26 protein-coding genes are annotated in these 24,404 nt (G+C 27.7%); 20 read left to right on the top strand and 6 right to left on the bottom strand.

Translation table 11 applies throughout. The features are described from left to right. Position 1: 1 nt before the first annotated feature. Positions 2-1,078: a non-hydrolyzing UDP-N-acetylglucosamine 2-epimerase gene (gene wecB, locus I0K12_RS14150; protein WP_196888785.1), complete on the bottom strand. Its 1,077-nt coding sequence runs from the start codon at positions 1,076-1,078 to the stop codon at positions 2-4. 77 nt (positions 1,079-1,155) lie between these two features. Continuing rightward, positions 1,156-1,545, bottom strand: coding sequence for a hypothetical protein (locus I0K12_RS14145; RefSeq protein ID WP_196888784.1), 390 nt, complete (start codon positions 1,543-1,545; stop codon positions 1,156-1,158). A 140-nt stretch (positions 1,546-1,685) separates the two neighbouring features. Between I0K12_RS14145 and I0K12_RS14140 the strand changes: the two genes are divergently transcribed. The 4 genes from I0K12_RS14140 to I0K12_RS14125 all read left to right on the top strand — a co-directional run bounded on the left by I0K12_RS14140 (position 1,686) and on the right by I0K12_RS14125 (position 6,371). Beyond that, the gene (locus tag I0K12_RS14140; protein WP_196888783.1) at positions 1,686-2,099 is read left to right on the top strand and encodes a hypothetical protein; all 414 of its coding nucleotides are present in this window, start codon (positions 1,686-1,688) and stop codon (positions 2,097-2,099) included. 42 nt (positions 2,100-2,141) lie between these two features. Next, positions 2,142-2,546: a hypothetical protein gene (locus tag I0K12_RS14135; protein WP_196888782.1), complete on the top strand. Its 405-nt coding sequence runs from the start codon at positions 2,142-2,144 to the stop codon at positions 2,544-2,546. Positions 2,547-3,030: 484 nt separating this feature from the next. Then, positions 3,031-4,845 (top strand): hypothetical protein, encoded by a 1,815-nt coding sequence (locus I0K12_RS14130; RefSeq protein WP_196888781.1) that lies wholly within the window; start codon positions 3,031-3,033, stop codon positions 4,843-4,845. A gap of 29 nt (positions 4,846-4,874) precedes the next feature. Continuing rightward, positions 4,875-6,371: a hypothetical protein gene (locus I0K12_RS14125; RefSeq protein WP_196888780.1), complete on the top strand. Its 1,497-nt coding sequence runs from the start codon at positions 4,875-4,877 to the stop codon at positions 6,369-6,371. Positions 6,372-6,422: 51 nt separating this feature from the next. Here I0K12_RS14125 and I0K12_RS14120 read toward each other — a convergent pair whose 3' ends face one another. Further along, complete coding sequence (locus I0K12_RS14120) at positions 6,423-6,875, bottom strand: GNAT family N-acetyltransferase (protein ID WP_196888779.1); 453 nt, start codon at positions 6,873-6,875, stop codon at positions 6,423-6,425. A gap of 151 nt (positions 6,876-7,026) precedes the next feature. Beyond that, on the bottom strand, positions 7,027-7,686 hold the full coding sequence (locus I0K12_RS14115) for a hypothetical protein (protein ID WP_196888778.1): 660 nt from the start codon (positions 7,684-7,686) through the stop codon (positions 7,027-7,029). Positions 7,687-7,979: 293 nt separating this feature from the next. Between I0K12_RS14115 and I0K12_RS14110 the strand changes: the two genes are divergently transcribed. Together I0K12_RS14110 and I0K12_RS14105 are read left to right on the top strand one after the other, a co-directional pair. Next, the gene (locus I0K12_RS14110) at positions 7,980-8,996 is read left to right on the top strand and encodes a GNAT family N-acetyltransferase (protein WP_196888777.1); all 1,017 of its coding nucleotides are present in this window, start codon (positions 7,980-7,982) and stop codon (positions 8,994-8,996) included. Beyond that, a complete protein-coding gene (locus tag I0K12_RS14105; RefSeq protein WP_196888776.1) occupies positions 8,996-9,373 on the top strand; it encodes a cupin domain-containing protein in 378 nt (125 codons plus the stop codon). Before I0K12_RS14110 ends, I0K12_RS14105 begins: the two co-directional genes overlap by 1 nt. 91 nt (positions 9,374-9,464) lie before the next feature. Here I0K12_RS14105 and I0K12_RS14100 read toward each other — a convergent pair whose 3' ends face one another. Then, entirely contained in the window at positions 9,465-11,309 is a 1,845-nt protein-coding gene (locus tag I0K12_RS14100) for a cystathionine beta-synthase (RefSeq protein WP_196888775.1), read from the bottom strand. A gap of 82 nt (positions 11,310-11,391) precedes the next feature. Beyond that, a complete protein-coding gene (locus I0K12_RS14095; protein ID WP_196888774.1) occupies positions 11,392-11,673 on the bottom strand; it encodes a hypothetical protein in 282 nt (93 codons plus the stop codon). An 88-nt stretch (positions 11,674-11,761) separates the two neighbouring features. Between I0K12_RS14095 and I0K12_RS14090 the strand changes: the two genes are divergently transcribed. The 14 genes from I0K12_RS14090 to I0K12_RS14025 all read left to right on the top strand — a co-directional run bounded on the left by I0K12_RS14090 (position 11,762) and on the right by I0K12_RS14025 (position 24,380). Beyond that, positions 11,762-12,244 carry a hypothetical protein gene (locus I0K12_RS14090; RefSeq protein ID WP_196888773.1) on the top strand — a complete coding sequence of 161 codons (483 nt, stop codon included), beginning with the start codon at positions 11,762-11,764 and terminating at the stop codon, positions 12,242-12,244. Between the two features lie 13 nt (positions 12,245-12,257). Then, a complete protein-coding gene (locus tag I0K12_RS14085; protein ID WP_196888772.1) occupies positions 12,258-12,713 on the top strand; it encodes a hypothetical protein in 456 nt (151 codons plus the stop codon). Continuing rightward, positions 12,707-12,856, top strand: a complete 150-nt coding sequence (locus tag I0K12_RS14080; RefSeq protein WP_196888771.1) for a hypothetical protein — start codon at positions 12,707-12,709, stop codon at positions 12,854-12,856. The genes I0K12_RS14085 and I0K12_RS14080 overlap by 7 nt, the downstream gene beginning before the upstream one ends. Positions 12,857-12,968: 112 nt before the next feature. After that, positions 12,969-14,327 carry a T9SS type A sorting domain-containing protein gene (locus I0K12_RS14075; protein ID WP_196888770.1) on the top strand — a complete coding sequence of 453 codons (1,359 nt, stop codon included), beginning with the start codon at positions 12,969-12,971 and terminating at the stop codon, positions 14,325-14,327. A gap of 49 nt (positions 14,328-14,376) precedes the next feature. Further along, a complete protein-coding gene (locus I0K12_RS14070; protein WP_196888769.1) occupies positions 14,377-14,724 on the top strand; it encodes a VOC family protein in 348 nt (115 codons plus the stop codon). Between the two features lie 425 nt (positions 14,725-15,149). Continuing rightward, on the top strand, positions 15,150-15,368 hold the full coding sequence (locus tag I0K12_RS14065) for a hypothetical protein (RefSeq protein WP_196888768.1): 219 nt from the start codon (positions 15,150-15,152) through the stop codon (positions 15,366-15,368). 101 nt (positions 15,369-15,469) lie between these two features. Beyond that, entirely contained in the window at positions 15,470-16,255 is a 786-nt protein-coding gene (locus I0K12_RS14060) for a GLPGLI family protein (protein ID WP_196888767.1), read from the top strand. A 7-nt stretch (positions 16,256-16,262) separates the two neighbouring features. Continuing rightward, on the top strand, positions 16,263-18,896 hold the full coding sequence (locus I0K12_RS14055) for a carboxypeptidase-like regulatory domain-containing protein (protein ID WP_196888766.1): 2,634 nt from the start codon (positions 16,263-16,265) through the stop codon (positions 18,894-18,896). A gap of 99 nt (positions 18,897-18,995) precedes the next feature. After that, positions 18,996-20,654: a serine hydrolase domain-containing protein gene (locus tag I0K12_RS14050; protein ID WP_196888765.1), complete on the top strand. Its 1,659-nt coding sequence runs from the start codon at positions 18,996-18,998 to the stop codon at positions 20,652-20,654. A 138-nt stretch (positions 20,655-20,792) separates the two neighbouring features. After that, the gene (locus I0K12_RS14045; protein ID WP_196888764.1) at positions 20,793-21,227 is read left to right on the top strand and encodes a hypothetical protein; all 435 of its coding nucleotides are present in this window, start codon (positions 20,793-20,795) and stop codon (positions 21,225-21,227) included. 78 nt (positions 21,228-21,305) lie between these two features. Continuing rightward, positions 21,306-21,710, top strand: coding sequence for a hypothetical protein (locus I0K12_RS14040; protein ID WP_196888763.1), 405 nt, complete (start codon positions 21,306-21,308; stop codon positions 21,708-21,710). 148 nt (positions 21,711-21,858) lie between these two features. Next, complete coding sequence (locus I0K12_RS14035) at positions 21,859-22,668, top strand: helix-turn-helix domain-containing protein (RefSeq protein ID WP_196888762.1); 810 nt, start codon at positions 21,859-21,861, stop codon at positions 22,666-22,668. 393 nt (positions 22,669-23,061) lie between these two features. Continuing rightward, the gene (locus I0K12_RS14030; RefSeq protein WP_196888761.1) at positions 23,062-23,685 is read left to right on the top strand and encodes a DsbA family protein; all 624 of its coding nucleotides are present in this window, start codon (positions 23,062-23,064) and stop codon (positions 23,683-23,685) included. Continuing rightward, entirely contained in the window at positions 23,682-24,380 is a 699-nt protein-coding gene (locus tag I0K12_RS14025; RefSeq protein WP_196888760.1) for an SDR family oxidoreductase, read from the top strand. The genes I0K12_RS14030 and I0K12_RS14025 overlap by 4 nt, the downstream gene beginning before the upstream one ends. Positions 24,381-24,404 lie beyond the last annotated feature (24 nt).

Below are 24,404 nucleotides of genomic sequence, written 5' to 3'. Positions count from 1 at the left end.
ATTATAATTTTAAAATGGATTGATAAATTGTTTCTCCAACATTTTCACCAAATAAATTCATTGAAAAATCAAGGTTTTCTTCTGAAAAATCATAAAAAGCAGTCAAAATTTTCTCCAAATCAGATCCAACCAATTTTGCAAAACCATTAGAAACTAATTCTGTCCATTCAGTTTCTTCTCTTGCAATAATACAAGGTTTTTGGTTGAAAAAAGCTTCTTTTTGCAATCCTCCAGAATCTGTAAGCACCATTTTACAATTCTTCAACAACTCTAACATATCAAAATATCCGACAGGCTCTATCGCTGTCATTTGAAACATTAAATCATGTTCTGCTAATATTTTTTTCGTTCTTGGATGTAAAGGAATTACAACTTCACATTTAGAATTGATTTCTTCTAAAGATTTAAAAATTTCTTTTAATTTCTCAATATCATCCGTATTTTCTTGACGATGAATGGTAGCTAAAACAAAATTTCCTTTTTCTAAATCTAAATCTTCCACAACGGAAGATTTTTCTTCTGAAAGTGTACTATAATATTCTACAGCATCTTTCATGATATCACCAGATTTTTCGAAAATAACATCCATATTTTCAAAACCTTCATTTTTCAGATTTTCTACTGCAGCATCTGTTGGACAAAGCAATAAATCTGAAATACGATCTGTCATAATTCTATTGATTTCTTCTGGCATTTTCATATTGAAAGATCTTAATCCTGCTTCAATATGAACAACTTTGATATGTAGTTTTTTCGCTGCTAAAGCTCCTGCTAGCGTAGAATTTGTATCTCCATAAATAACAACAATATCTGGTTTTTCTTCTACCAAAATCTCTTCAATTTTCTCCAACATCTGCCCTGTCATCGCTCCATGACGAAGTCCATTAATTTGCAAATTGTATTTTGGCTTCGGTATCTGCATTTCTTCAAAGAAAATATCACTCATATTCTGGTCATAATGTTGCCCAGTATGAATGATTACTTCTTCAATTTCATTGTATTTTTGAATCACACGACTTAAAACCGCTGCCTTCACAAATTGTGGCCTAGCTCCTAATATTGTTACTATTTTTTTCATTCTTTCTTTTGAATTATGCAAATTTATTTTTCTGTAAAATAAATCTTCTCCTCTAAAACGGAAAGAACAAAAGTAAATTATTCTGCAATCACATCATAAAAAATTCTAAACTCTCTATTAGTAGAAGCATTATAAACTCGAAAATTGATATAATTTGGTCCTAATTGTGTTGGTGTAAACAAAAAAGTACTCGTCAATTTTTGTGTCTGAAATTCATCATCTGGCTCTAAAACAGCGCCATCTTTAATCTGAATTTGCCCAGCTCCATCAAGATTATAAGAATAATTATAAATCGAATCCGTAGAATTTATCACAGGTTGAATTAAAACCTGAATCGGCGTTTCTGAATTCAAACGTATATTTTCAAAATAACTCGCTGAAATTTGAAAATTATCTCCATTATCATCGCTACTACAACCTACCAAAAATAAAGTTCCAACTAAAAAATAAATAAATTTCTTCCACATATCCTCAACATTTTATCTCCTTAAATTACTATTTATTAAAATTATTTTTAGTTAAAAAAAATATAAGTAATTAATCCGACACCCTTTGGCGATATACTAATTTATCTTTGTGATAACAAAAGAGATAAAAACAAAAAGTCATGCAAGTACAATTTAGCTATCACCAAGAAACAATCGAATATAATTGTTCACAAGTTTTCTTTTCTTCAAAAAAAACGAAGATTTTAAAATACCTTCAAGCAAATTTTATTTTATCAGATGACGAAAAAATCATGCTGAAAACTCTTGGAAATTTTCTTTGTGATTATCCAATTGTGACAACTAAGGTGTATAATGGACCTAAAAAACTTTTTGGAAGCAAACTAAAGTTTGAAAATAAAAATGTGATTTTAGCAGATGTTTTGGCTGATATGAAATTAAACACGCTTTGTGAAAACGTAAATGATTTATTTGAAAATAGAAAAAAAATTGAAGATAATCTGAAAGTAATTAATAAGAAATTGAAAGTTTTAGTAAGCATTCATAATAAAGAAATTTTAAATTTAGCTGGATAATTTTGTATCTTAACAACTCATTTTCAAGAAACAAAATAAAAAATGCAAGTCCAATTTCAACTAGATAAAATCGAGAGAAACATTAAGCTTACCTATAAAAAAGAACAAATTTTTATATACTATATGTTGACCGCACAAATCTATTTTTCTGAGGAAGAATTAGATATTATGAGCAAATTTTATCAAGAATTGGGCAGCTTACTGATTATCCAATTTACAGAACAATATTATACAAAACCAACGATTTTTCGAGATGCAGAATTAAAAGAAGAAGAAATTCCTATTTTTCTGATTGATTTACTTTCAAGAAACGACTTTACAATTCCTTGCTCAAATCTAGAAGAAGCTTTAGAAAAAAAAGATAAAATCAGAGGGCAATTGAAAAAAGTAAGCGATAAACTAAAATCGCTTATCAGTATTGACAAAAAAGAGATTATCAAGTTTTAATTTATTTTGGAGCTTCCCTTTTTCCTTTCGTAAAAAACTTCAGGAAAAAGGTCTGGCTATTCGCTATATCTTTTGCTGCAAAAATGCAGGCAGCAAAAGGATGCCGCTGCTATCCCTAAGCCAATTAAATCTACAAAACCTTTCAAATTTTAAATTTCCTATATTCTTAAAAAATTCATGTGATTTTTTTGGTCTAACTACACTTTTTTTCAACTTCAATATAGAATAAATAAACACAACACACTTAATACCAGTAGACTACAAAAATTTATTCCTGAAATTTCTTTTATAATTAAAAAAAAAGAGCAAACTTTAAATAACAAAAACTAACGGTTGAAATAAATCATATTCTATTCAAAGGAAAAGCATTCTTGTACAATTTTAAAATACAATCTTTCAATACAATTTAACAACGTTTATAATTACAGTTTTACACTATTTAAAAAATAACAGTAAAAATTTTTAGTATTTAAACCAAATTAAAATGAAAACCAAAAAATTTAACTCACCAGCATTTTGGGCGGAACATGATGTCCCTTCAGAATTGCTTCCTGTTTTCCATAATCGATGGAACAATTATGTAAATTCATGTACAGAAAATTCATTACTTGGAGATGTTTGGTCATCTACAAATAATGCTCCAAGATCTTTTTATTATAACTATACTACTGTAGAAGATGGAGAGCCGACAAATGACAATACAATGCCAGTACAATGGTCTGCTTTTCCGAATAGAATTAAGTTCTATTTCAGTAATAAATTTCAAAAATATTTTACGCCAAATAATCCAACAGCAGAAGAAAAATTAATTTATTTAAAAAGACTTTATGAATTAGCGGATATTGGACCGGCTGCTTTTTCTGAAAAGTATAATGTTTTTATGGATATTCCTAAGAGTAGATGTAATTTACCTGTAGCTTTTATAAATGCACCTTTATTAGAAAATACAGATGAAGTAGCAAAAGCTAAGCAAACAAAAGAGTTTGATTTAGTTCAGTACGATCCAATAGGACCAAGAGGTTGGCAAGATGAATATTGTGAATGGTCAGTTGAGCGAAATAAAGAAGGACAAATTACAGCGATTAATTTTACACATGAAAATCCAGAATATTGGTTTTTCTTATGGGAGCAAGATCCAAATAATGTATTGAAATTATATCAAAATATTTTAAAGAATGATACAATTCAATTGTCAGATTTGTATTTATTAGATAAAAAAGGAAATCCAGTAATTGAAGAGCAAACAGGAAGACCTGCTTATAATCCTATTAACAAATGGAATTATGGAACTGCCGCAAATAAAACAAAAGGAGGAGCAATCCATTTGACAAGTAATCCAAATACATTAGGAGCAGAAATTGAATTAGGAGCTGGTGCAACAATGTTACGAAAAGATGTAAATGGAAATCCTATAATTGATGTAGATGCTTTGATTTGTGCAGGAGCTTTTGGAAGGCCTTTTAGAAATAGTGATCCAAGAATTGGACAATCTGTAAATGCTTTTGTTCGAAATGTAGGTTTACGTTTAGGATTGACAAATCCGATTGGATTATATGGGCAACAACCAGAAAGATGGGATGCTTTTCAACTTCCTGATTCAGCAAAAGGGTTAACAATTCAAGATTTATATACTGTAGTTAGAGGTTTAAAACATAAAGATATTACGCAAAGTTTTTATCCTAATGACATGATATTACATTCTCGTTTTGAAGTTCCTGAGGGATATGATTTTACGTTGTCTGATATTAAAGTAGAAGGAATGCCTTTAGAATGGGCATCACAAATTGCAGAACAATTTAAAGTACAATTAGCAGCAACAGGAATTCCTCCAACAGCAGAAGCTAAAGTTCCAAATCAATTTTTACCAGTAAGTTATTTACCACTTCCAAGTATAGGTTATTGCATGGAAGCGAGATTATTTGAAGTAAGTAATGAAAATAAATTATTTAAATATTCAAGTGCAAACCCTACTCCAATTCGAGTAAATAATAGAACTGTTTTTAAAAATATTTTAATTTTTGTAGATGGTGCATATAGTGATAAAATAGAAATAATCGCTATGAATGATGAAATTGATTTTACTATTAGGCAAATAAAAAAAATAGGTAATGGTTCTTTTGCACTTCTTGTAGATGCTATAGGAAAAAAAGATACGAATGGAAGTGTAAGTATTTGTGCAATTCAAACAGATACTGAAAACCTTAGATATGGAGTGTTTGGAAAATTTGAATTAGATATGAGTGCAGAATATTCTAGTTCGGACTCTGTCAAATTCGATTTAAATAACATGAATATTTAATAATAATCAATCTTTAAAAAGCATTCAAAATGAAACGAATAAATACATTCCAAAACAACATATATAAAATATTTACTCTAGTTTTAATTTTAATTATTTCTTCCTCTTGCGAAGAACCTAAAAAAGCTTCACCAAAACCAGAAACTGCTGAAATTACAACACCATCTTGTGGAGCACCTTGTGGAGTACCCGAAATTACGTGGAATTTACCAAATAATACTTGTGTTGGATCTATTCCAAATCAAGAAGTAATCAATTGTTTTGCATGGACTAATTTTATTGCATTGAACTGGGAGTCATCAAATATAAGAGGTGTTGCAGATACCTTAATTACAGCAAACAATTTTGGGAATCCAGGAAATTTAAGGCCAACTGTTTGGGAATCTTTTTTACAAAGAGAAGATGTTTTTAGAGATTCTCCACCTGAAAATTGGAACAACATCAATACTAAAGATTATGTAAAAAGCATTAAAAGTTTAGGAGAATTAACTGAAAAATTAAGTCAAATTCCAGATAATAAAATTCTTCCAACAGACGAATCACTTCGTAAATTGAAAAGTGTTTTACAAGCAGGAAGTGAAGCTTTCTTAATTGATCAAGATACAAGCCTTGTCTGGTATGAAGTAAAAATGAATCATGATGAATATAAATTTATCATGGATAATAAATTATATGATTATCCAACACAAAGAGAATATGCAAATAAAAATAATGGGATTTGGTTACCTTCTGCTGGTACAGATGGATTTGAGCAAGGAGCAATGCAATTAAAAGCTTCTTGGAAAATTATACCTGATACAAAGTTTAATAAATTAAAGAAATATTATAAAATTTCTAAAGCAATGGTTCCTTCTTGGGTAAAAGTAAAAGATCTAAAAGGGAAAAGAGTGATTGAATATGGTCCAATGAAAGAAGTTTATTTAGGATTAGTAGGATTACATATTGTTAGAAAAATTCAGCCAGCAAACCAGTTTGTTTGGATGACTTTTGAACATGACTGGAATGCACCTACTGAAAATGCAAAGGAAGAAGAAATATCTAATGCTATGAAAGAAAATGGTGGATATAATTTCTATAATAAAGATAGTAAACAGCCAATAAACACAATAAGTGATAGCTTAAATATTCCTTCTCAAATTGTCCGAATTCAACAAAATGCGATCCCTAAAGATGTGGAAGGTTTGAATGCATATGTTAAGCAATTAATTTCACAAACAAATTCTAATTCTGTTTGGCAATATTATCAATTAATTAGTGTTCAGTGGCCTGAAAGTCCTGTTTCTTCTAAATTTAATGACGGAAGAAATGTTCCATTACAAACAGGAGCTATAACACCAGTTAGCATGGCAAATGTTACTTTAGAATCATTTACACAAACACAAAGCTGTATGACTTGTCATAAATATGCTTCAATTCATTTAAATAAAATGGATGCATCAAAATTTAAGACAGATGTTTTTGCTTCAGATTATAATTTTATGTTTAGCGAAGCTGAATACAACAAACCTAAAACAGATAAAAAATAAATACATTTTAAAAAGCATCTATAATATAGATGCTTTTTTTGTTTTAAATATTTATTTGAATTTATCTTGTTCCTGAACCATTCTGAAGTGATTTCCAACAAACTTTACATCAAACACATCTCCAACTACAGAAAAACCTAAACTTTTATAAAACGGAACTGCAATTTCTCTAGCATTTAACCAAATTTTTCTAATATTTTTCTCTTTTGCTAATTTTAAAGTTTCTCCAAGAAATAGCTTCCCTACCCCTTTTCCTTGATAAGCCTTATCTACAGCCATTGCTCGTAACTGAAAAACTGCTTCTTGATTTTTAAAATATTCATTTTCTTTTTGAATAAAAGTCACAATTCCAATTAATTTCTCTTCCTCAAAAACACCAAAATGACTTGTAGTCTCTAGATTATCTTCCGCAAACTGAAAAGATAATGGAATATTCTCTCGTAAAACATTTTTTCTTAACGGATAAGTATCTTCTGTAGTAATTTCTTTTACAATTAAATTCATTTTTTATAAATATTTCAGCAAATTTAAAGATTTAAAACCATCAATACCTGAAATATAAATCCAGAAAATTGTAATAAAAAAAACTTGTAGGTCATACGACGATTAAACAAACTGAAAATATAAACGAGATTGTAAATTCTTTTTTATTTTTTTAATATTCAATTTCTAAATAATTTACCTCAACATTTTTATTAATTGTATCTAATGTAATTTTGCCATGTCTAAATTCTGTCGAATCCAATTTTACATTTAGAGGAATTTTATACGAAAGTTTAAATGTATAATCTGGTAAAAATCCATCATAAGTATATAAAAAAGAAATATCTTTTGCCATTTTTTGAATTTTAGGAAAGTCTTTAATATTAATTATTTCTTGATACTCCCCAATGGTTAATTTTTCAACTTTATATCCAAAAGTTAACCCTCCAACATGTTCATTAATTTTGGATGTAGCAGAATTAATAATAGTTCTTTTTTCTGATGTAATTCTATATAAAATATCTTTTGAATAACTGTAATAAAATTTACTCGAAATCAATAAAGTCAAAACGATTGAGAAAAGAACTCGACTTTTCAATGAATTAATTTTTAGTGATTCAAACCAAAAAATTAAAATTCTCAAGAATAATAAAGTAATAATAGAAATTCCAACAAGTTTTAATAGCTCAAATAATTCTGAAAAACCTGAACTAAACTTAAGTGTTATTGCATCTAATGAAAGATAAAACAAAAAATAGAGAATTATAAAATTGATAAAAACAATTAAAAGATATTTAAATGATTTTTTCAATGTGTTTAATATTTTTTTCATTCTTATAAATTATATGTTTTATAAAGACTTTTTGACTCATAAAAATCTCCTTCTATTTTTATTTGATTATTTTCTATTCGTATATCATCACGTGCACTTTTTTCAACAATCCATCTTAAACTTTTTTCAATATTTTTTTCCTATACAATTGTAGAGATTGAATAGTAATATCCCATAACGTTTTTTGTTTTAACAAATATATCAATAAAATAAAAACTAATTTTATGAAACTAGTTTCGTATTTTTTTAAATACATTTGTAAAACTTATTTCATTAATAAAAAGAATTAAGACATGAAACAATTTAATTTAAAAAATGATTTCATAAAAAATCTAGGACTAATAGGGTATACAGCAAGAATAAGAAGATTAAACGATAGCTTAATGGCTATGGGAAAAGAAGTCTACAAAAATTTGAACCTGAATATTGAGCCTAATTGGCACTTACTTCTTTTACTTTTAGAGGAAAAAAAAGAATTATCTGCATCGGAAATAGCAAACTATCTACATTTTACGCATACAGCAATTATTAAAATTGCTAAGAAAATGGTGAATAAAGGATATTTAATTACTTATAAATCTAAAACTGATAGTAGAAAACAAATGTATGCATTATCTGATACAGCTATTAAAGAAATACCTGAAATTAAAAAGCATTTAGAATTAATAGCTAAAGTTCATGAACAGTATGTAAGTGATGTTTTCTTAAATGAATTAGGTCATATTGAAAATTCTTTAAACCAAAAAAATACAATTATACGAGTAAGTGAATTATTAGGTAAAAAAATTTCAATCAATAATAAAATAAGCTTACAACCAATTAACATCAATGATTTTGAAAATTTAAACAAACTTATTCGTGAAATTTATTTTAAAGTCTACTCTTATATCTGGAGTGATCAAGGTAAAAATTATATAAATCAGGTTTATTCTGAAGAAAATTTGAAATATGAATTATCGGATCAGAAAGCTAAATATTACTTCATTACTTATGAAAATGAAATAGTTGGTATTTTAAGATTTATTATTAATGATAGTTGGTTAAGTGATTCTCATTCAAATAGTATAAAACTCCAAAGACTTTATCTTCATGAAAAATCTAGAGGAAAAAGAATAGGAACTGAAATTTTGAAATGGTTAAGAAAAGAGTTTAGTAATTATCAAATTTGGTTAGAAGTAATGGATACTCAAAATGAAGCTGTTGAATTTTATGAAAAATTAAATTATAAAATCATTGATAAAACACATTTGGAAGCCAAAAACATCATACCAAAATACAAAGGAATGTTTATAATGTTAAATCAGAAATAATGGAAAATAATTTTAATTACAATCAACTAATGAATATCAAGTATAAACATCATGAAGTTATTGATGTTCCTGAAATTGTTAAAGAATGTACTGATAATTGGTTTAATCAATCTCTTACAAATGTTAATGATAGCGTTGTTAGAATTGGAATTGTAGAAGGAGAATATCATTGGCATAAACATGAAAATGATGATGAGTTCTTTTTTGTTTTAAGTGGAAAATTGATTATTGAGCTTGAAGATAAAATAATTGAACTAAATCCTAATCAAGGGACAACTATTGGGAAAGGTGTAATGCATCGTCCTATTGCTCCTGAAAAGACTGTAATGTTAATGGTAGAAACCTCGGCAATTGATCCTATAGGTGAAAACAAATAAAAGAAAAAGCATATTGAACATTTAATTTTCAATATGCTTTTGTTTTTTTATAAATAACTTTGACTATGCTCAGTCACCAATTTCTATTAAATTAAAGTCCTTTCACAAAATCTAGGAACACTTTTTTGTGTAAATCTAAATCCATGTTTCCTGAAAGTGCCACACGAACGATATAATCTTTATCTCCTTCTTTGGTTGTTCCTTGTGTAGAAGTTGCAGGAATTGTCCAATAACAACCTTTTAATTGTCCATAACTCACACAGAATTTACTTTCGTTTGGAATTTCAGAAATCATCATATTGATTAATTTCAAATTCAATTCTCTTTTGTAAGCTTCTCTTTCTTCTTCCGTATCTCCTTTTGTTGGTAAATCCAATGAGAAAACAGATGGCGTAAAATCTTGTGCAGCCAATTCTTCTGAAACAAAATTGATTTTCGCTCCTGGTAAATTCTCTTCCACAAAAGTTACAAAATCACGAGTATAAACATACGCATCGTGAATTCTTTGGTTCATAGAAGGTAATTGTTTTGCAAGAATTTCCATTTGTAAATCCGTCGCTTCATTATCACAAAGATGTAAATGCTTCTCAATTTTATCCATCAACGAAGCAGCTTTTGTGTTTGCAATACTGTAACCAGCTGTACAAAGTCCTCCACTTGGGAATTTCGATCCACTTACATAAGCAATCGTTCTTACCGCAGAAAGTATATCATTATCTCCTAAGAAATGTACATTCGGACAAAAAGTTTGATCTAAAACAAAAACAGGATCAATTGCTGTTTCTCCGTTTGCAGTCTTTCGTTCTTTACTTAAAGCTTCTTTTAATTTCTCTAAATTCGGAACCTCAACTCTTGGATTTGTTGGAATCTCTGCAATAATATATGGAACTGCATCTTCTTGTGCAATTTTCTCTAAAACCACATCAATACTTTGCACCATATCTTGTCCACCATCAACAGGTAAATCCATCACTTCAATATCTGGATTACATGCTGCTACTCTCCTAGCCTGATCATTTGTTCCTCCATAACAGTTTGGCGGCACCACAAAACGGATTTTCTTTCCTGCATGATTTTCCATCGCATGATCTACTAATCCCATCATGATTGCATACTGAATCGAAAGTCCACTAGAACCAACAACTGCTTTTGAATTTGCTGTTGTAATTTCTTTGATAGAATTGATTACAGAAGCTTTATTCCTTGCAAAATCGCTTACTTTATTTTCGAAAGAAGTATTTCCAACTAAAATATTTAATACAGCCAATGTATTTGCTGGAGTCATTGCAATTGTTTCTCTTCTACGCACATGTTGAATCTCTGAAACATAAGTTGCATTCTTTTCTCCGTTTGCTAAAAGAATACTTCCAAACTGTGGATAGGTATTGATTAAGAAATCAACAGATTCTGGTAAATTGAAACAAGAAACAGTTTCTTGTTGTGTCATGAAAATCGTAGTTCCATCAAATACTGGAATTTCTTCAATTGCATTTACTTTTTTCAACTCAAAATCATAACCATAAACTTTTTTGATTACCTCAGCATCAAAAGTTTCTGGCAATTCGTCTGTATAAACGATTTGTGTGTTTTTCTTTTCAAAAAGATTTTTTCTTAATACAGCCAATACTGGAACTGTCTTCGAAGAAAAACTAATTACACTTTTCGAGTCTAAATTATTTAATTTGGCAATCCCCCATTCTAAAACCGAAGAAAGCGGATGACCTAAACGAATATAATCATAAGCAGTTGGCAATTCGCTTAAAACAACATTTTCTGAGTTATTTTCGTTGAATAAATTCTCAAATTGCTCTAAAAACTCTGTTTTTGCCAAAGATTCGTTGTAAATATCTAGACGATGTGTTGTTAATCGTAACCAATCATTTGGCATATTTTCTAACACATCTTTTATATAGTTAAGCACTTTATTTTCTTGCATAATTTCTTCTTTAGATAGGCTGCAAATATACGGTAATTTGATTTTTTTTGAAAAGGGTAGATTTCTTAATGATTTCTGAAAATTAATCTAGTTTTACTTTGTAATAAATTCCTTTTACTCTTACGTTTCTTCTTGTTACTCTTACATTCCTTCTCCTTACTCTTGCGTTCCTTCTCGTTACTCTTGCGTTCCTTCTCGTTACTCTTGCATTCCTTCTCGTTACTCTTGTGTTCCTTCTCGTTACTCTTGTGTTCCTTCTCGTTACTCTTGTGTACCTTCTCGTTACTCTTGTGTACCTTCTCGTTACTCTTGCATTTTTCTTTAAAACAAATAGATTTATAATTATATAATTTTTGTTTTTCATAACGTATCAATTATATTTGTTTGTCTACTGCTATGAACTTTAGTTTTCTGGATATTTATAGTGAAAAAAATAGACAAAATAATTTTATATGGAATCAAAAAATAAAACTAACTACAAAATTGGAGAATCTAATTATTTCACATCAAAAGAAATAAACTTCATAAAAAAAACTGTTTTAAAAGCTGGAGAAGTTAATATTTCTCATTTTGATAATTTAATATATAAAAATCCTATTCTTATTTTATATCCGAATCCTAAGACACCAAAAGCTGTAGGTGCTCTAAAAATTCCAAATACAACTTACAGAAATAAAGTTTTTAATAAAGCAAATACTTCTAAAAACCCTGAAAAATTTAAATACGAATTAGGATGGATAGTTTCTTTAGAAGTAGGTAATGGTAAAATTATTACAAAAATATTATCAGAATTCAAACCTTATATATATGCAACTGTAAGAGATGAGAATAAAAAGATGATTAACATATTAGAACAACTAAATTTTAAAAAAATTGGAAAATCTTATCAATCAGAAAGAGATGATTATCTAATTGGATTATATATTAAAGAATAAATTCATAATATAAATGAAAAAAAATAAAATATTATTAATCTGTTTTACAATATTAATATCAAGTTGTAATCAAGAAAAAATAAATAATCTTCAGGAAAAAATTTCAGAGCTTGAAAATAATTTAACTAAAAAGGATAGTATAATAAATTCACAAAATATAGAATTAAACTCTTTAGTAAATGAATTACAAAAAAAAGATGAGATTCTTAAAAAAAGAAATCAAATAAAAAAATACTCAGATATTGAAATTATTGAAATAGTTAAACGGGATCGAGAATATTATTGTCCAAATGCGAAAAGGAAAAATTTTGTTGTACGTAAAATCAACTCAAACATTTACGATGTTCGATTTAATTTTATGACAACTGAGTCATTTACATTTAAAGAATGGATACCAACTGTTTATCGTATACAATTTTTACCTAACAATAAATATACAATTAAACTTCAAAAGGGTACACTGTGTTAAAATATTTTAATTCCCATATCAAAATAAAAAAATGGAAATCGGATTTTTCATTAGTTGTTTTATGGAAATTTAGTAATAATATCGAATATTTTGGACTTACAGAAAATAATGATTTAATTATTATGGAATCTAGATTTGTATAGATGTTTTTGGGAATTATTCCTTTTGTGGATGGAAAAAATTTTAAAACAGAATACACTCCTATCGAATAAAATATTATTTGTATATCTTTCACTACAAAACATATTTTACAAAATGAAAAACACTATTAAACTTTTAACTTTATGTTCATTATTTGGAATTAATAATGGATTTGGTCAGTTTTCTGACAGAACTATTATTGATTCTGATGCAATTGGAATTACAGAAATAATCACAGCAGATTTGAATAATGATTCTTTTGAAGACATTGTTGTTTCTCAGAAATTTTCGCAAAATAATCAGATTGGTTTTTATTTAAATCAAGGAAATGGAACTTTTGAAAATCAACAAATTATCGCTAATGGCATTAATTTTCCACTAAGTGTTGCTTCAGAAGATTTGGATGGAAACGGTTGGAAAGATATTGTCACGTTTGAGAGTTTTACGAATAATGGAAAATTATTTCTTTACAAAAATGATTCAGGTGAGTTTTCTTCACAAATCATTTTAGATTCTGAAATCTATCAACCGAAAAAAGTAAAAATTGATGATATCAATAATGATAATCATAAAGATATTATTCTAATTGCTGATACTGCTTTGATTATTTATCTGAATGACGGCTCTGGAAATTTTGAAAAAAGTATTATTCCTTCTGGTCTTAATACAGAATTTTATGATTTACAAGTTGTCGATATTGATACTGATGGATTTAAAGATATAATTGTTGGAGGTGTTAAAACAATAGTTTATAAAAATACTGAAGGTGTTATTAGTTATGATGCTGAACGAACGGAATCTATTCCTGACAATCATCACTTGGTATTTCTTATAAACTCGAATGATTTTGATAATGATGGTGATTTTGATTTGTTAGTTGAAAATGCTGCTGCAAATTCATTAAAATGGTATGAAAATGATGGACAAGGAAATTTTTCTTCTCCAAAAGAAATTGACTCAAATATTCAACAATGTTTGTCGATTACTTCAAATGATTTCGATAATGATGGCGACATTGATCTATTTACAGCTTTACCACAAGTTGGAAAATTAGTTTGGTTTGAAAATGACGGTGAAGGAAATTTTAGTACTCAAAATCTAGTATATCAAGGAAATCTTCCTTTTACAGATCAAGTTTTTTCTAGCGATTTGAATAATGATAATCTTCCTGATATTTTATGGTCTCAAGAGCTTTCTGTTCATTTAAATAATTCTGATAATTTGAATATAAATGAATTTGATAATGAAATTAAAATTTATCCAAATCCTACATCAAATCAACTAATTATAAATATAGAAAAAGATAAAAGTACATTAAATGTGTTTAATAATTTAGGACATGCTGTGATCTCCAATTTTTCTTTAAACAAAGGAGAAAATAAAATGGAATTAAATTTAGATTCAGGAATCTACTTTATGTCTATCAAACAAGGAAGCAAATCATTTACGAAATCTATTTATATTCTAAATTAAACATAAAAATTTGTCCCCTAAAATCAAACTTCATTAAAAAACTCTAATAATGAAAATAAACCTAATAGTAATCCGAACTGAAAATATTGAATTATTAAAAAATCAATATGAGTTGCTTGGTTTTGATTTTACTTATCATCGACATGGAAATGGTCCTTTTCATTATTCTTCTGAAATAGATGGTTTTGTTTTTGAAATTTATCCTTTGACTAAATCTATGAACAAAGCAGATAATTCTTTAAGACTTGGATTCGAAATTCCAGACTTAGAATCAAAAATGGAACTTTTAAAATTATCTAACTGGGAAGTCATTTCAAAAATAAAAGAAACTGAGTGGGGACAAATTGCAATTGTTCAAGATTTGGATGGACGAAAAATTGAATTGAAAAATAAATAAACTTCTTTTAAAAAGAATTTTAACTCCCTTACCTACTCTCTCAAAAATTATTTTATTTTTTTAAAAACTTCTTTTTTTAGGCTAAACCCACACCGTTTCTAGAAAACGCACAAAACTCCGAAACAAGCAAAACTACGTAATTATTAAATATTTAAAATTAAAAACTCTTAATATTTGATTTATTCATGTTAAAATATTAATTTTAATACAAACAAATGTTTACATAAAGCGTGATATAAAAATATTTGGTTTTAGGAATAAATATTTTTGAGGAGTACTCCCAAACACATGAAATTAAAAAATGACTCTCTGAAAGTGCACAATTAAAGTAGTCAGGTCTAAAAAGTGGAACGTCCACAAACTAAACAATAATGACCTAAAACTTATAAAGTTTAGTATTTCTAACCTTTTTAAATTAAAATAAAATGAAAAATTTTCTTTTAACATTAACTTTTGTATTAGCAACAGCTTTAAGTTTTGCAAGCACTGATTCAAAGCCTTCTATTTCAGAAGAAGAAGCAGCCTTTATGGAATGTTTCGATTTTAATGATTCTTGTGGTGGTTCTTGGGAAGTATGTCACGAAAATGTAAGTACTGTAGATTTAATAGCATTCCTTTGGGAATGGGACGGAGGATGTCAATAAATATTTAGAATATGGAGTATGCTTTTTTTAAGCATACTCTATTTCAAATTAATCCGTAAATTTATTTAAACAGTGATTTTTTATCAATATTAAACAAAAACATGAAAAACTATAAATTATTATTTCTAATTCTGGTAATCTTTTCTGCCCAATCTATCTTTTCTCAAAACAATTACAGAATTAAATACGAGCTTACTTATCAAATTGATTCTACCGATGCTAATAATATTCAATATGATATAATGTATTTGGATATTTCTCAGAAAAATGAATCTTTTTTTAGACCTGAATCTGTCTTTTTAAAAGACTCTATACTACAATCCAACAATCCGAATGCGCTTTTTTCTATTACAAAACCTAAATTTCGATATAGTATCGTAAAAAATAGTGATGGAGAAAAAATAAACTCTTTTTATGATTATACGGCTTATAAATTCAAACTTTCTGAAGATGTAAATCTAAATTGGAAATTGGATAATAAAGAGAAGAAAAAAATATTGGGTTATAATGCAAGAAAAGCAACCGTTTCTTATGGTGGAAGAAATTATATCGCGTGGTATACGAATGAGATTTCTATTCAAGATGGACCTTATAAATTCAAAGGTTTACCAGGATTAATTCTTGAAATTCATGACGATCAAAACCATTATTCTTTTAAAGCATTTTCGATTCAAAAACTAGCTGACTATAATTCATATTTGATAACATCAGATTTTAAAACTATTTCGAAAGAAAAATTTGCTGACTTTAAGAAAAAAATCAAACAAAAACCTTCTTTAATTTTATACAATCCAGGAATTCGAATTCCTAAAGAAGGAATGGACAAATACGATAGAAATCATAGAGAAAGAAATAAATATAAAAACAATCCGATCGAGTTAAACTAAATAATGAATGAAGCATTTTTTTATAGCGTTTTTTATTTTTTGTTTCACGATTAGTAGTTTTTCTCAATCTATAATCAATGGAAAATTAACAACAAAAAAAGGAAATCCAGTTTCTCGTTCTAGTATTACGATTACCGAAGTAAATACAGAAACTATTCTTAGCTATGATATTTCAGATTCTAAAGGGAATTTTTCTATTTCTTTAAAATCAAATAATGAAAAAATTCAGCTTAATATTAGGTCGATGGGTTTTAAAACAATTGTAAAAATCATTGATAATAAAACTCAAAAATTAAATTTTGTTTTAGAAGAAGAAGTTACTGAATTAAAAGAAGTGGTAGTAAAACCAAAAGGAATAACTCAAAAAGGAGATACTATAAATTATTCGGTTAAAGCGTTTTCTAAGCAAGAAGATATTTCTATTTCTGACGTTTTGAAAAATATGCCAGGAATTGAAGTTTTAAATGATGGAAAAATATTATATCAAGGGAAACCTATCAACAAATATTATATTGAAGGATTAGATTTACTTGAAGGAAAATATAATCTTGCAAATAATAATTTACCACATAAAAAAGTTTATAAAGTTCAAATTTTAGAAAATCATCAACCAATTAAGGTTTTAGACAGCTTGGTATATTCAGACCAAGCTGCTATTAATATTAAATTAAAAAACAGCTATACAGTAACTGGACAAATTGAATTAGGTTCTGGTTTTTCTCCTTTGCTTTGGGATGTAAATGCAACGCCAATGTTGTTTTCAAAAAAAAGACAAATGCTGAATTCTTATCAAGCAAATAATATTGGAGATGATGTGGCTTCTCAACTAAAAACTTTGACTATCGAAGATTTATTGGAGAAATTTGAACACAACGATAGCAAACAAGATTGGCTTTCGATTCAACAATTAAGCACACCTAATTTTTCTGAAAAACGTTGGTTGGATAATAATATTCATTTGATTACTTTGAATTATTTACAAAAACTGAAAAATGATTATGAATTACGATTAAATGTTTCTTATTTGAATGATTATCAAAAGCAAAATGGTTATACAAACACTAAGTTTTTTACAGCAAATGAAACGATTTCTTTGTTTGAAAAAAAATACAATAAACTTTATACAAACACTCTTGAAACTAATCTTACACTTCAAAAAAACACAGATAATAAATATTTAAAAAACAGTTTAAAATTTCAAGGTTTTTGGGATAGCGAACATGGAGCTATTCAACAAAATGAGGAAAATATTAACCAAAATTTGAGTAATAGATATTTTAAATTAAATAACGATTTTAAAACTTTATTTTCTTTAGGAAATCAAATTGCTACTTTAAAATCTTATGTTGGTTTATACAAAACTCCACAATCATTGACTGTTCAGCCTGGACAGTTTAACGATTTACTGAATAATGGAAATACTTATAACGAAGTAATTCAAAATATAGAGCTAAATACTTTTTATACAAATAACTCATTAGGCTTTACAAAAGGCTGGAAAGCGTTTAGCTTTTCTCCTAAAGTTGGTTTTCAATTTGAAGTTCAAAAATTAGAAAGTGATATTCAAACTTCTGAAAATAATTTGAATGGAGAGTTTGATAATAATTTGGACTGGACACGCTCTAAATTTTATGTACTTCTACAAAATCAATACAAAAAGAAGAAATGGCGAATAGAACTGAATACTCCTATTTTTTTTCATAATTATCAACTGAAAGATAAACCGCTTCATAAAAATCAAGATCTAAACCGACTAACTTTTGAACCAAGAGCTTCAATCACTTACGATTTAACTTCCTATTGGCGTTTGTCTACTTCGGCACAGTTGAGCAATCAGTTTGGAACTATAAATCAGGTTTATTATAATTATATTTTACAAAATTACCGTAAAATTCAAAGAATTGATGCACCACTTCCTGAAACACAAAACTTACATTATTCTGCTTCTATAAATTATAGAAATCCTATTGAGTCTTTATTTTTTAGTGCTATTTATAGTCATTCAAAAACGGATAATAATGTTTTGTATGAAAATAAAATCTTAGAAAACGGCGCTACAGAACTAGAAGCGATTCAAAAAGACAATGAGCGTTTTAGTCATAATTTGATGAGTAGAATTAGTAAATATTTTAGTGATTTAAAGAGTAATTTCACAATTGGAGTTAATTATAGTTTACAGGATTTTCAGCAAATATTAAATTCTGAAATTACGGATATAGCCACACAAACTTGGCGCTTAAATGGAAAAATTGATACGGATATTACAAATTGGCTAAATACAGAAATTGAAAGCACTCTTCAGTTTTCAAACAATGAAATTCAAAAACAAAACAACCAAACTATCACACAGCAAATGCATAAATTCAATGTAAATTTTTATCCTAAAAAAAATCAATATTTGGGATTAAAAACTGAATTTGTAAAAAATAATTTGTTTTCACAAAACACAGAAAACTTCTTTGCAGACATCGTTTATCGTTATACTTGGAAAAAGAAAAAAATTGATTTTGAATTTCAATTCAACAACATTTTCAACAATGAAGAATATAAAACGATAAACATAAATAATTACAGTTATGTGGAATCAAATTTCACTTTAAGGCCAAGACAGTTTTTGTTTAAAGTTCGATTTTCTATTTAAAAAAAAGTATGTTTAAAATTAATACACTAAACAACACATTTCAATCGTTTATAACGTTGAAAAAAATCACAAAAAAACTTAAAACAAAAAATCGTTCTAATGAAATATTCATTTTTAACTCTACTCCTATTCTTAAATTTTATGGTTTTAAAAGCTCAAAATCAAATTCCGCAACAAGAAAGCGTGGACGCTATTTTTGAAGATTGGAATTCTCTTGAAAATCCAGGAGCTTCTCTAGGAATTATAAAAGACGGTAAGCTGATTTATGCCAAAGGATATGGAGCTGCAAATTTAGAATACAACATACCAAATGATTCGAAAAGCGTTTTTCGTATCGCTTCTGTTTCCAAGCAATTTACAGCTGCTTGTATCGTACTTTTAGCTCAAGAAGGTAAATTATCTTTGGAGGAACATCTTTCTAAATTCTTTCCAGAATTTCCTTCTTATGCAGACAAAATCACTGTAAAACATCTACTAAATCACACAAGTGGAATCAGAGATTATCTTGTGTTGGCACAACTTTCTAGTTTTGAAAGTGAAGATTTTTACACAGATGAAACTTTAATGAAATGGCTTGTAAATCAACAAGAATTAAATTTCAACCCTGGAGAAGAATATACTTATAGTAATTCTGGGTATTGGCTACTTGGACAAATTGTAAATAAAGTAAGTGGCGTTTCGATGGCAGAATATGCAGATCAGAAAATTTTCAAACCTCTTGGAATGAATGCAACGCATTTTCATAATGATTATAGTCGAGTTGTAAAAAATCGTGCTTCTGGATATGCTCCAAATGGAAATGGATTTTCCATAAGTATGACAAATTTAAATATGATTGGTGATGGAGGAATTTTCACAAGTATTGAAGATTTAAAAAAATGGGATGATGCTTTTTATGATTCAAAAAATTTGAACAAAGATTTTTGGAAGCAAATGACGGAAGTAGGAACTTTAAATAATGGAGAAAAAATCACTTATGCAGCAGGTTTGGATGTTAGTGATTACAGAGGTCAAAAAACAATAAGTCATGGTGGTTCTTTTGTTGGTTTTAGGGCAGAAATGATTCGTTTTCCAGAACAACATTTTAGTGTGATTCTTTTAGCAAATAGAGCTGATGCAAGAGCATCAAGAAAAGCAAATCAAATTGCAGATATCTTTCTGGAAGATGTGTTTGAAAAAGAAAATACAAATGATGATTCTGAGAAAAATGACCTTAAAACAATCTCACTTTCTAGAAAAAAACTACGAAAATACGAGGGAATTTACTGGAGTGATGATCATAAATTAAGTCGAAAATTAGAAATCAGAGAGGATACTTTGTATTATGTTCGAAGTAATGGAGTTGCTACAAAAATGGTTCCTATTGCAAAAAATAAATTTCATTGGATTGGACCGAATATTCCAATAACTCTTGAAATCACTAAATCGAAAAGTCCAAAGGAATTTATATTGGATATTCCAGGTAGTAGTTTATCAACTTACAAAGAATATACTCCTTTAAATTCTTACAGTAATTCCGATTTAGAAAATTATGCTGGAAAATATTATAGCCCTGAATTGGATATTGTTTATACTTTAAAAAATGAAGAAAATGGTATTTCATTATATGTAAAAGGGAATAAAATTTCTCCTTTGAAACAAATAAAAGAAAACATTTTGCAACTAGGTTCTGCATTTACCTTAGAGTTTGACAGTAATAAAAAGGAATTTAGATTATCTACAGGAAGAGTTAAAAATCTAAAATTTTCGAAGCAATAATTCTTTAGTTTAAAATATTTTAAAAATCATGTCATGACTTAATTTTGACATGATTTTTTTTATAATTATTTCTAAAAACATAAAATAGAACGTATTAAAAATCATGTATTTTTACTTTTCATTAATTTTTTACAAAAAATGCAAACCCAAAAAAACTACATTGCTGGATTTTTATTAATTATTTCTATTCATTTAGGTATTATTATTTTAAGTGCCTTACTTTCTAATTTATTGTTCTTTATTCCTTATGAATACATTCCTTGGTTTCATGTTTATATGATTTTGATAGAACTACTAATTATATTCAAAATATTATCTATTGAAAGATTTTTAAACTTGAACAAAAAAGATTTAATAAAACTCGCATCTATGACAGTTATTCTTTTTTTCATTTCACAATACAAACATGAATATGATTATAGTCCTAGATGGTGTGGAAATGCTATTATAAGTGGAGAATTAGATGAAGTTTTTGAAAAAAGAGAAGAAAATGTATTTTTCGCACAAATAACAGGAAATTTAATTTTAGCTTTTGGTTTATTTTATTATGTTTTGAAAAGGATTAAAAATTAAAAAATGTAGAAAAACATTATTACTTCTTTTCAAATAAAATTCTAAGATATTCCTATTACATTTACAAAAAATACACTTATGAACAAAAAAGAGAACAAATCAAATATTGATTTCAAAATATTAAACCAACTACTTAATGGAAAAACAAATGACGGAAGAGTTGGTGCAAAAGTAAAACCTACTTCAGAAAACTCAAACAATATTGCATGGATTAGTATTATAATGAATAAAGGAGCGGATTGTCGTGGAAATGTTCCAAAGTATTATTTTATTGATTATGAAATTCAATATACTGAGTTGAATAATTCTTTTGATGTAGAAGAATATGAAATTTATGATATGGATTGGCGAGATTATCTTCTAAAAACGGAAACATATTATAATATAACAAATGAAGTTGAGCTGGAAAACAAAATCAAAATATGGCTGGATGATTTAGAGCAATTAAGGCCAATGTCTCATGAGAGTATCTTTTTTAGATAAAATACTCTTACAAAAGTAATTTCCTAAAATATTTTTTTCACATTCTTAAAAAAACGCTTTTAATAAATTGAAGTTTTGTTAAATACATAGAATATTTGTTCAAAAAATATATTTTTTAAATATTTTTACGAAATCAAAATATTCTAAAATGCTTCAATATTTTAAGATAAATAACCAAGAAATTCAAGAAGTTTCTGAAAAACCAAAACCTCCAAGACAAAGAGATTATCACGAGATTATGTGGATTCAGGAAGGAGCTGCAAAATTTATTGTAGATGGAGATTTGTATCATATTGAAGCAAATTCTGTTTTTGTTTTTCCGAAAGGAAGAGTGCATCAATTTATGCCAAATAAAAAAGTAGAAGGGCATGTAATTCGTTTTACTGAAGATTTTCTGGACAACTTCCCTCGCCTACTTTTTAGTAAATTTCATACAATTTCCCATGTAAAGATTTCTGACAAAGAAAATGATATTGTAGAGCATTTATTCAAAGCTTTTCAGTTGGAATATTTAAATCATTCCAAAAATTCTTTGGTAATCATTCATTTACTAAAAACGATTATTGAAAAAATAAATCATATCAAGCAATTACAACTTCCGAAGAATTCTATTTTATGTCAAAACTTAGATATTTTTGATCAGTTCCAAATTCTTTTAGATGAAAATATTCTGAAAGAACAATCACCAAAATTTTATGCAGAAAAACTAAATCTTACTCCGAGAAAATTGAATGAGATTTTAAAACAATTTCTGAATAAATCTACCATGACTTCCATTTCGGAAAGATTACTGATTGAAGCAAAAAGAGAAATTTTATACACAGATAAAAACATCAGTAATATTGCTTATTCTCTTGGTTTTGAAGACAATTCTTACTTCACAAAATTTTTCAAAAAACACACAAATACAACTCCAAAAGAATATAGAAAACAAAATGCTTTTTCTGTTTCTGACTAAAATTCTGACCAAGTTCAAAAAAGTACCATTTTTACACATTTTACTACCATAATCACAAACATTTTTACACCATTTTTGCGAAAGAGAAATTGGAATACCCTGTTAAATGTTTAAATTTTTGTGATTAAAATTTTGAGATTTTAATCTTCAATTTAAGAAGAATACGTACTGTAGTTATTAAACTATATTTTCAAATTATTCAATATATTCTTCTAGTATAAGCGTATGATTAAAAACTACCCCTTTTTTTCATGCGCTTTTCCAATTTTTCTTTTTATTTTAAAGATTCAAACAAAAAATAAAATGCCAAAACACCTGATACCATACCTCTTAACGATATGCGCTTTTGTCTTTGGATTTTTTAGTTTTACAAACGCTTCAAAAATTAAACAAATGAAAAAAATTATATACATCATGGATCCTCAATGTGGTTGGTGTTACGGAAACAACGAAAACATTGAATCTATCTACGAAATTTTTAATAAAGATTATCAATTTGAATTTCTTGTTGGTGGAATGTGGTTAGGAGAAAATGCACCAAAAGGTGGAGATAGTTTAAACCAATTCATCAAAGCAAATGCGCCAAGAATGTCTGAATATACTGGAGCTGAAGTTTCAGAAAAATTTTATGAGTTAACTAAAGACGAATCCTACGCTTTTAGTAGTTTGGAGCCAAGTGCTGCTATAGTTTTAGTGAAAAAACTAGCTCCAAACTTTTCTTTTAGTTTTGCTAAAGATGTACAAAAAGTAATGTTCATCGAAGGTAAAAGATTGGATCAGTTAGAAACTTACAAACCTCTTTTGGAGAAATATACCATCAATATTTCTGATTTTGAAACCGCTTGGATGTCAGAAGAAAATCTTTCGGAAACACAAGCTGAATTTAAGAAAGCTAGCGCTTTTGCAAACGGATTTCCTACAATGATTTTAGAAAATGAAAACGAAGAATATTTTCTATTAGCAAATGGTTATTTCCAAAAAGAAGAAATGATTAAAAAATTAAATGAATTGAAATGAATTGGGAGTTGAAAAAAGTAATTGTAACAGGCGGAAGTTCTGGAATCGGGAAACAATTAGTTACCGATTTACGCAACAAAGGAGCGCAAGTCGCATTTTGTGGTTTGGAAGAAAATTTAGTTTCTGAGGTAGAAAAAAACACAGGAGCTAAAGGATTTAAAGTTGATTTGACTGTAGAAGCTGAGTTAATTTCTTTTTTCGAAAATGCTATTTCATTTTTAGGAAATATCGATATTTTAATCAACAACGCAGGATTTGTAATCGCAGAAGCTTTTGAAGATTTAAAAAGAAGCGATTTTGAAAAAATGTTTGCTATAAACACGATTGCTCCAGCACAATTAGTACAACTTGCGCTTCCTTATTTCAAAAAAAATAAACGTGGAGATATTGTAAATATTGGTGCAACTGGCGGACATTATGCTTTTCCTAAAGGAACTGCTTATTCTTGTAGTAAAGCTGCGTTGAATATTATTTCAAAAAATATTTCTTTGGAATTCCGAAAAGATAACATCCGTATGTTTCATATAGACCCAAGTTGGTGTACGGATACAAACAATAATGCTTATGGAACACCAATTCCAAAGGACGAAAATCTTTTAAATCCTGAAGATATTTCTTCGGTGATTCTTCACAATTTAGAATTAAACCCCAGGGCTTTTGTTCCTCAAATGAATATTTGGGCTACAAATCCCTAAACCTTAGATTATACCTATATATAA

This window comes from Aureivirga sp. CE67, from assembly GCF_015767245.1.
In the GTDB taxonomy this organism is placed as follows: Bacteria; Bacteroidota; Bacteroidia; order Flavobacteriales; family Flavobacteriaceae; genus Aureivirga.
Note: the sequence above shows the minus strand (reverse complement) of the source record. Positions and strands in the feature narration are given on the sequence as shown.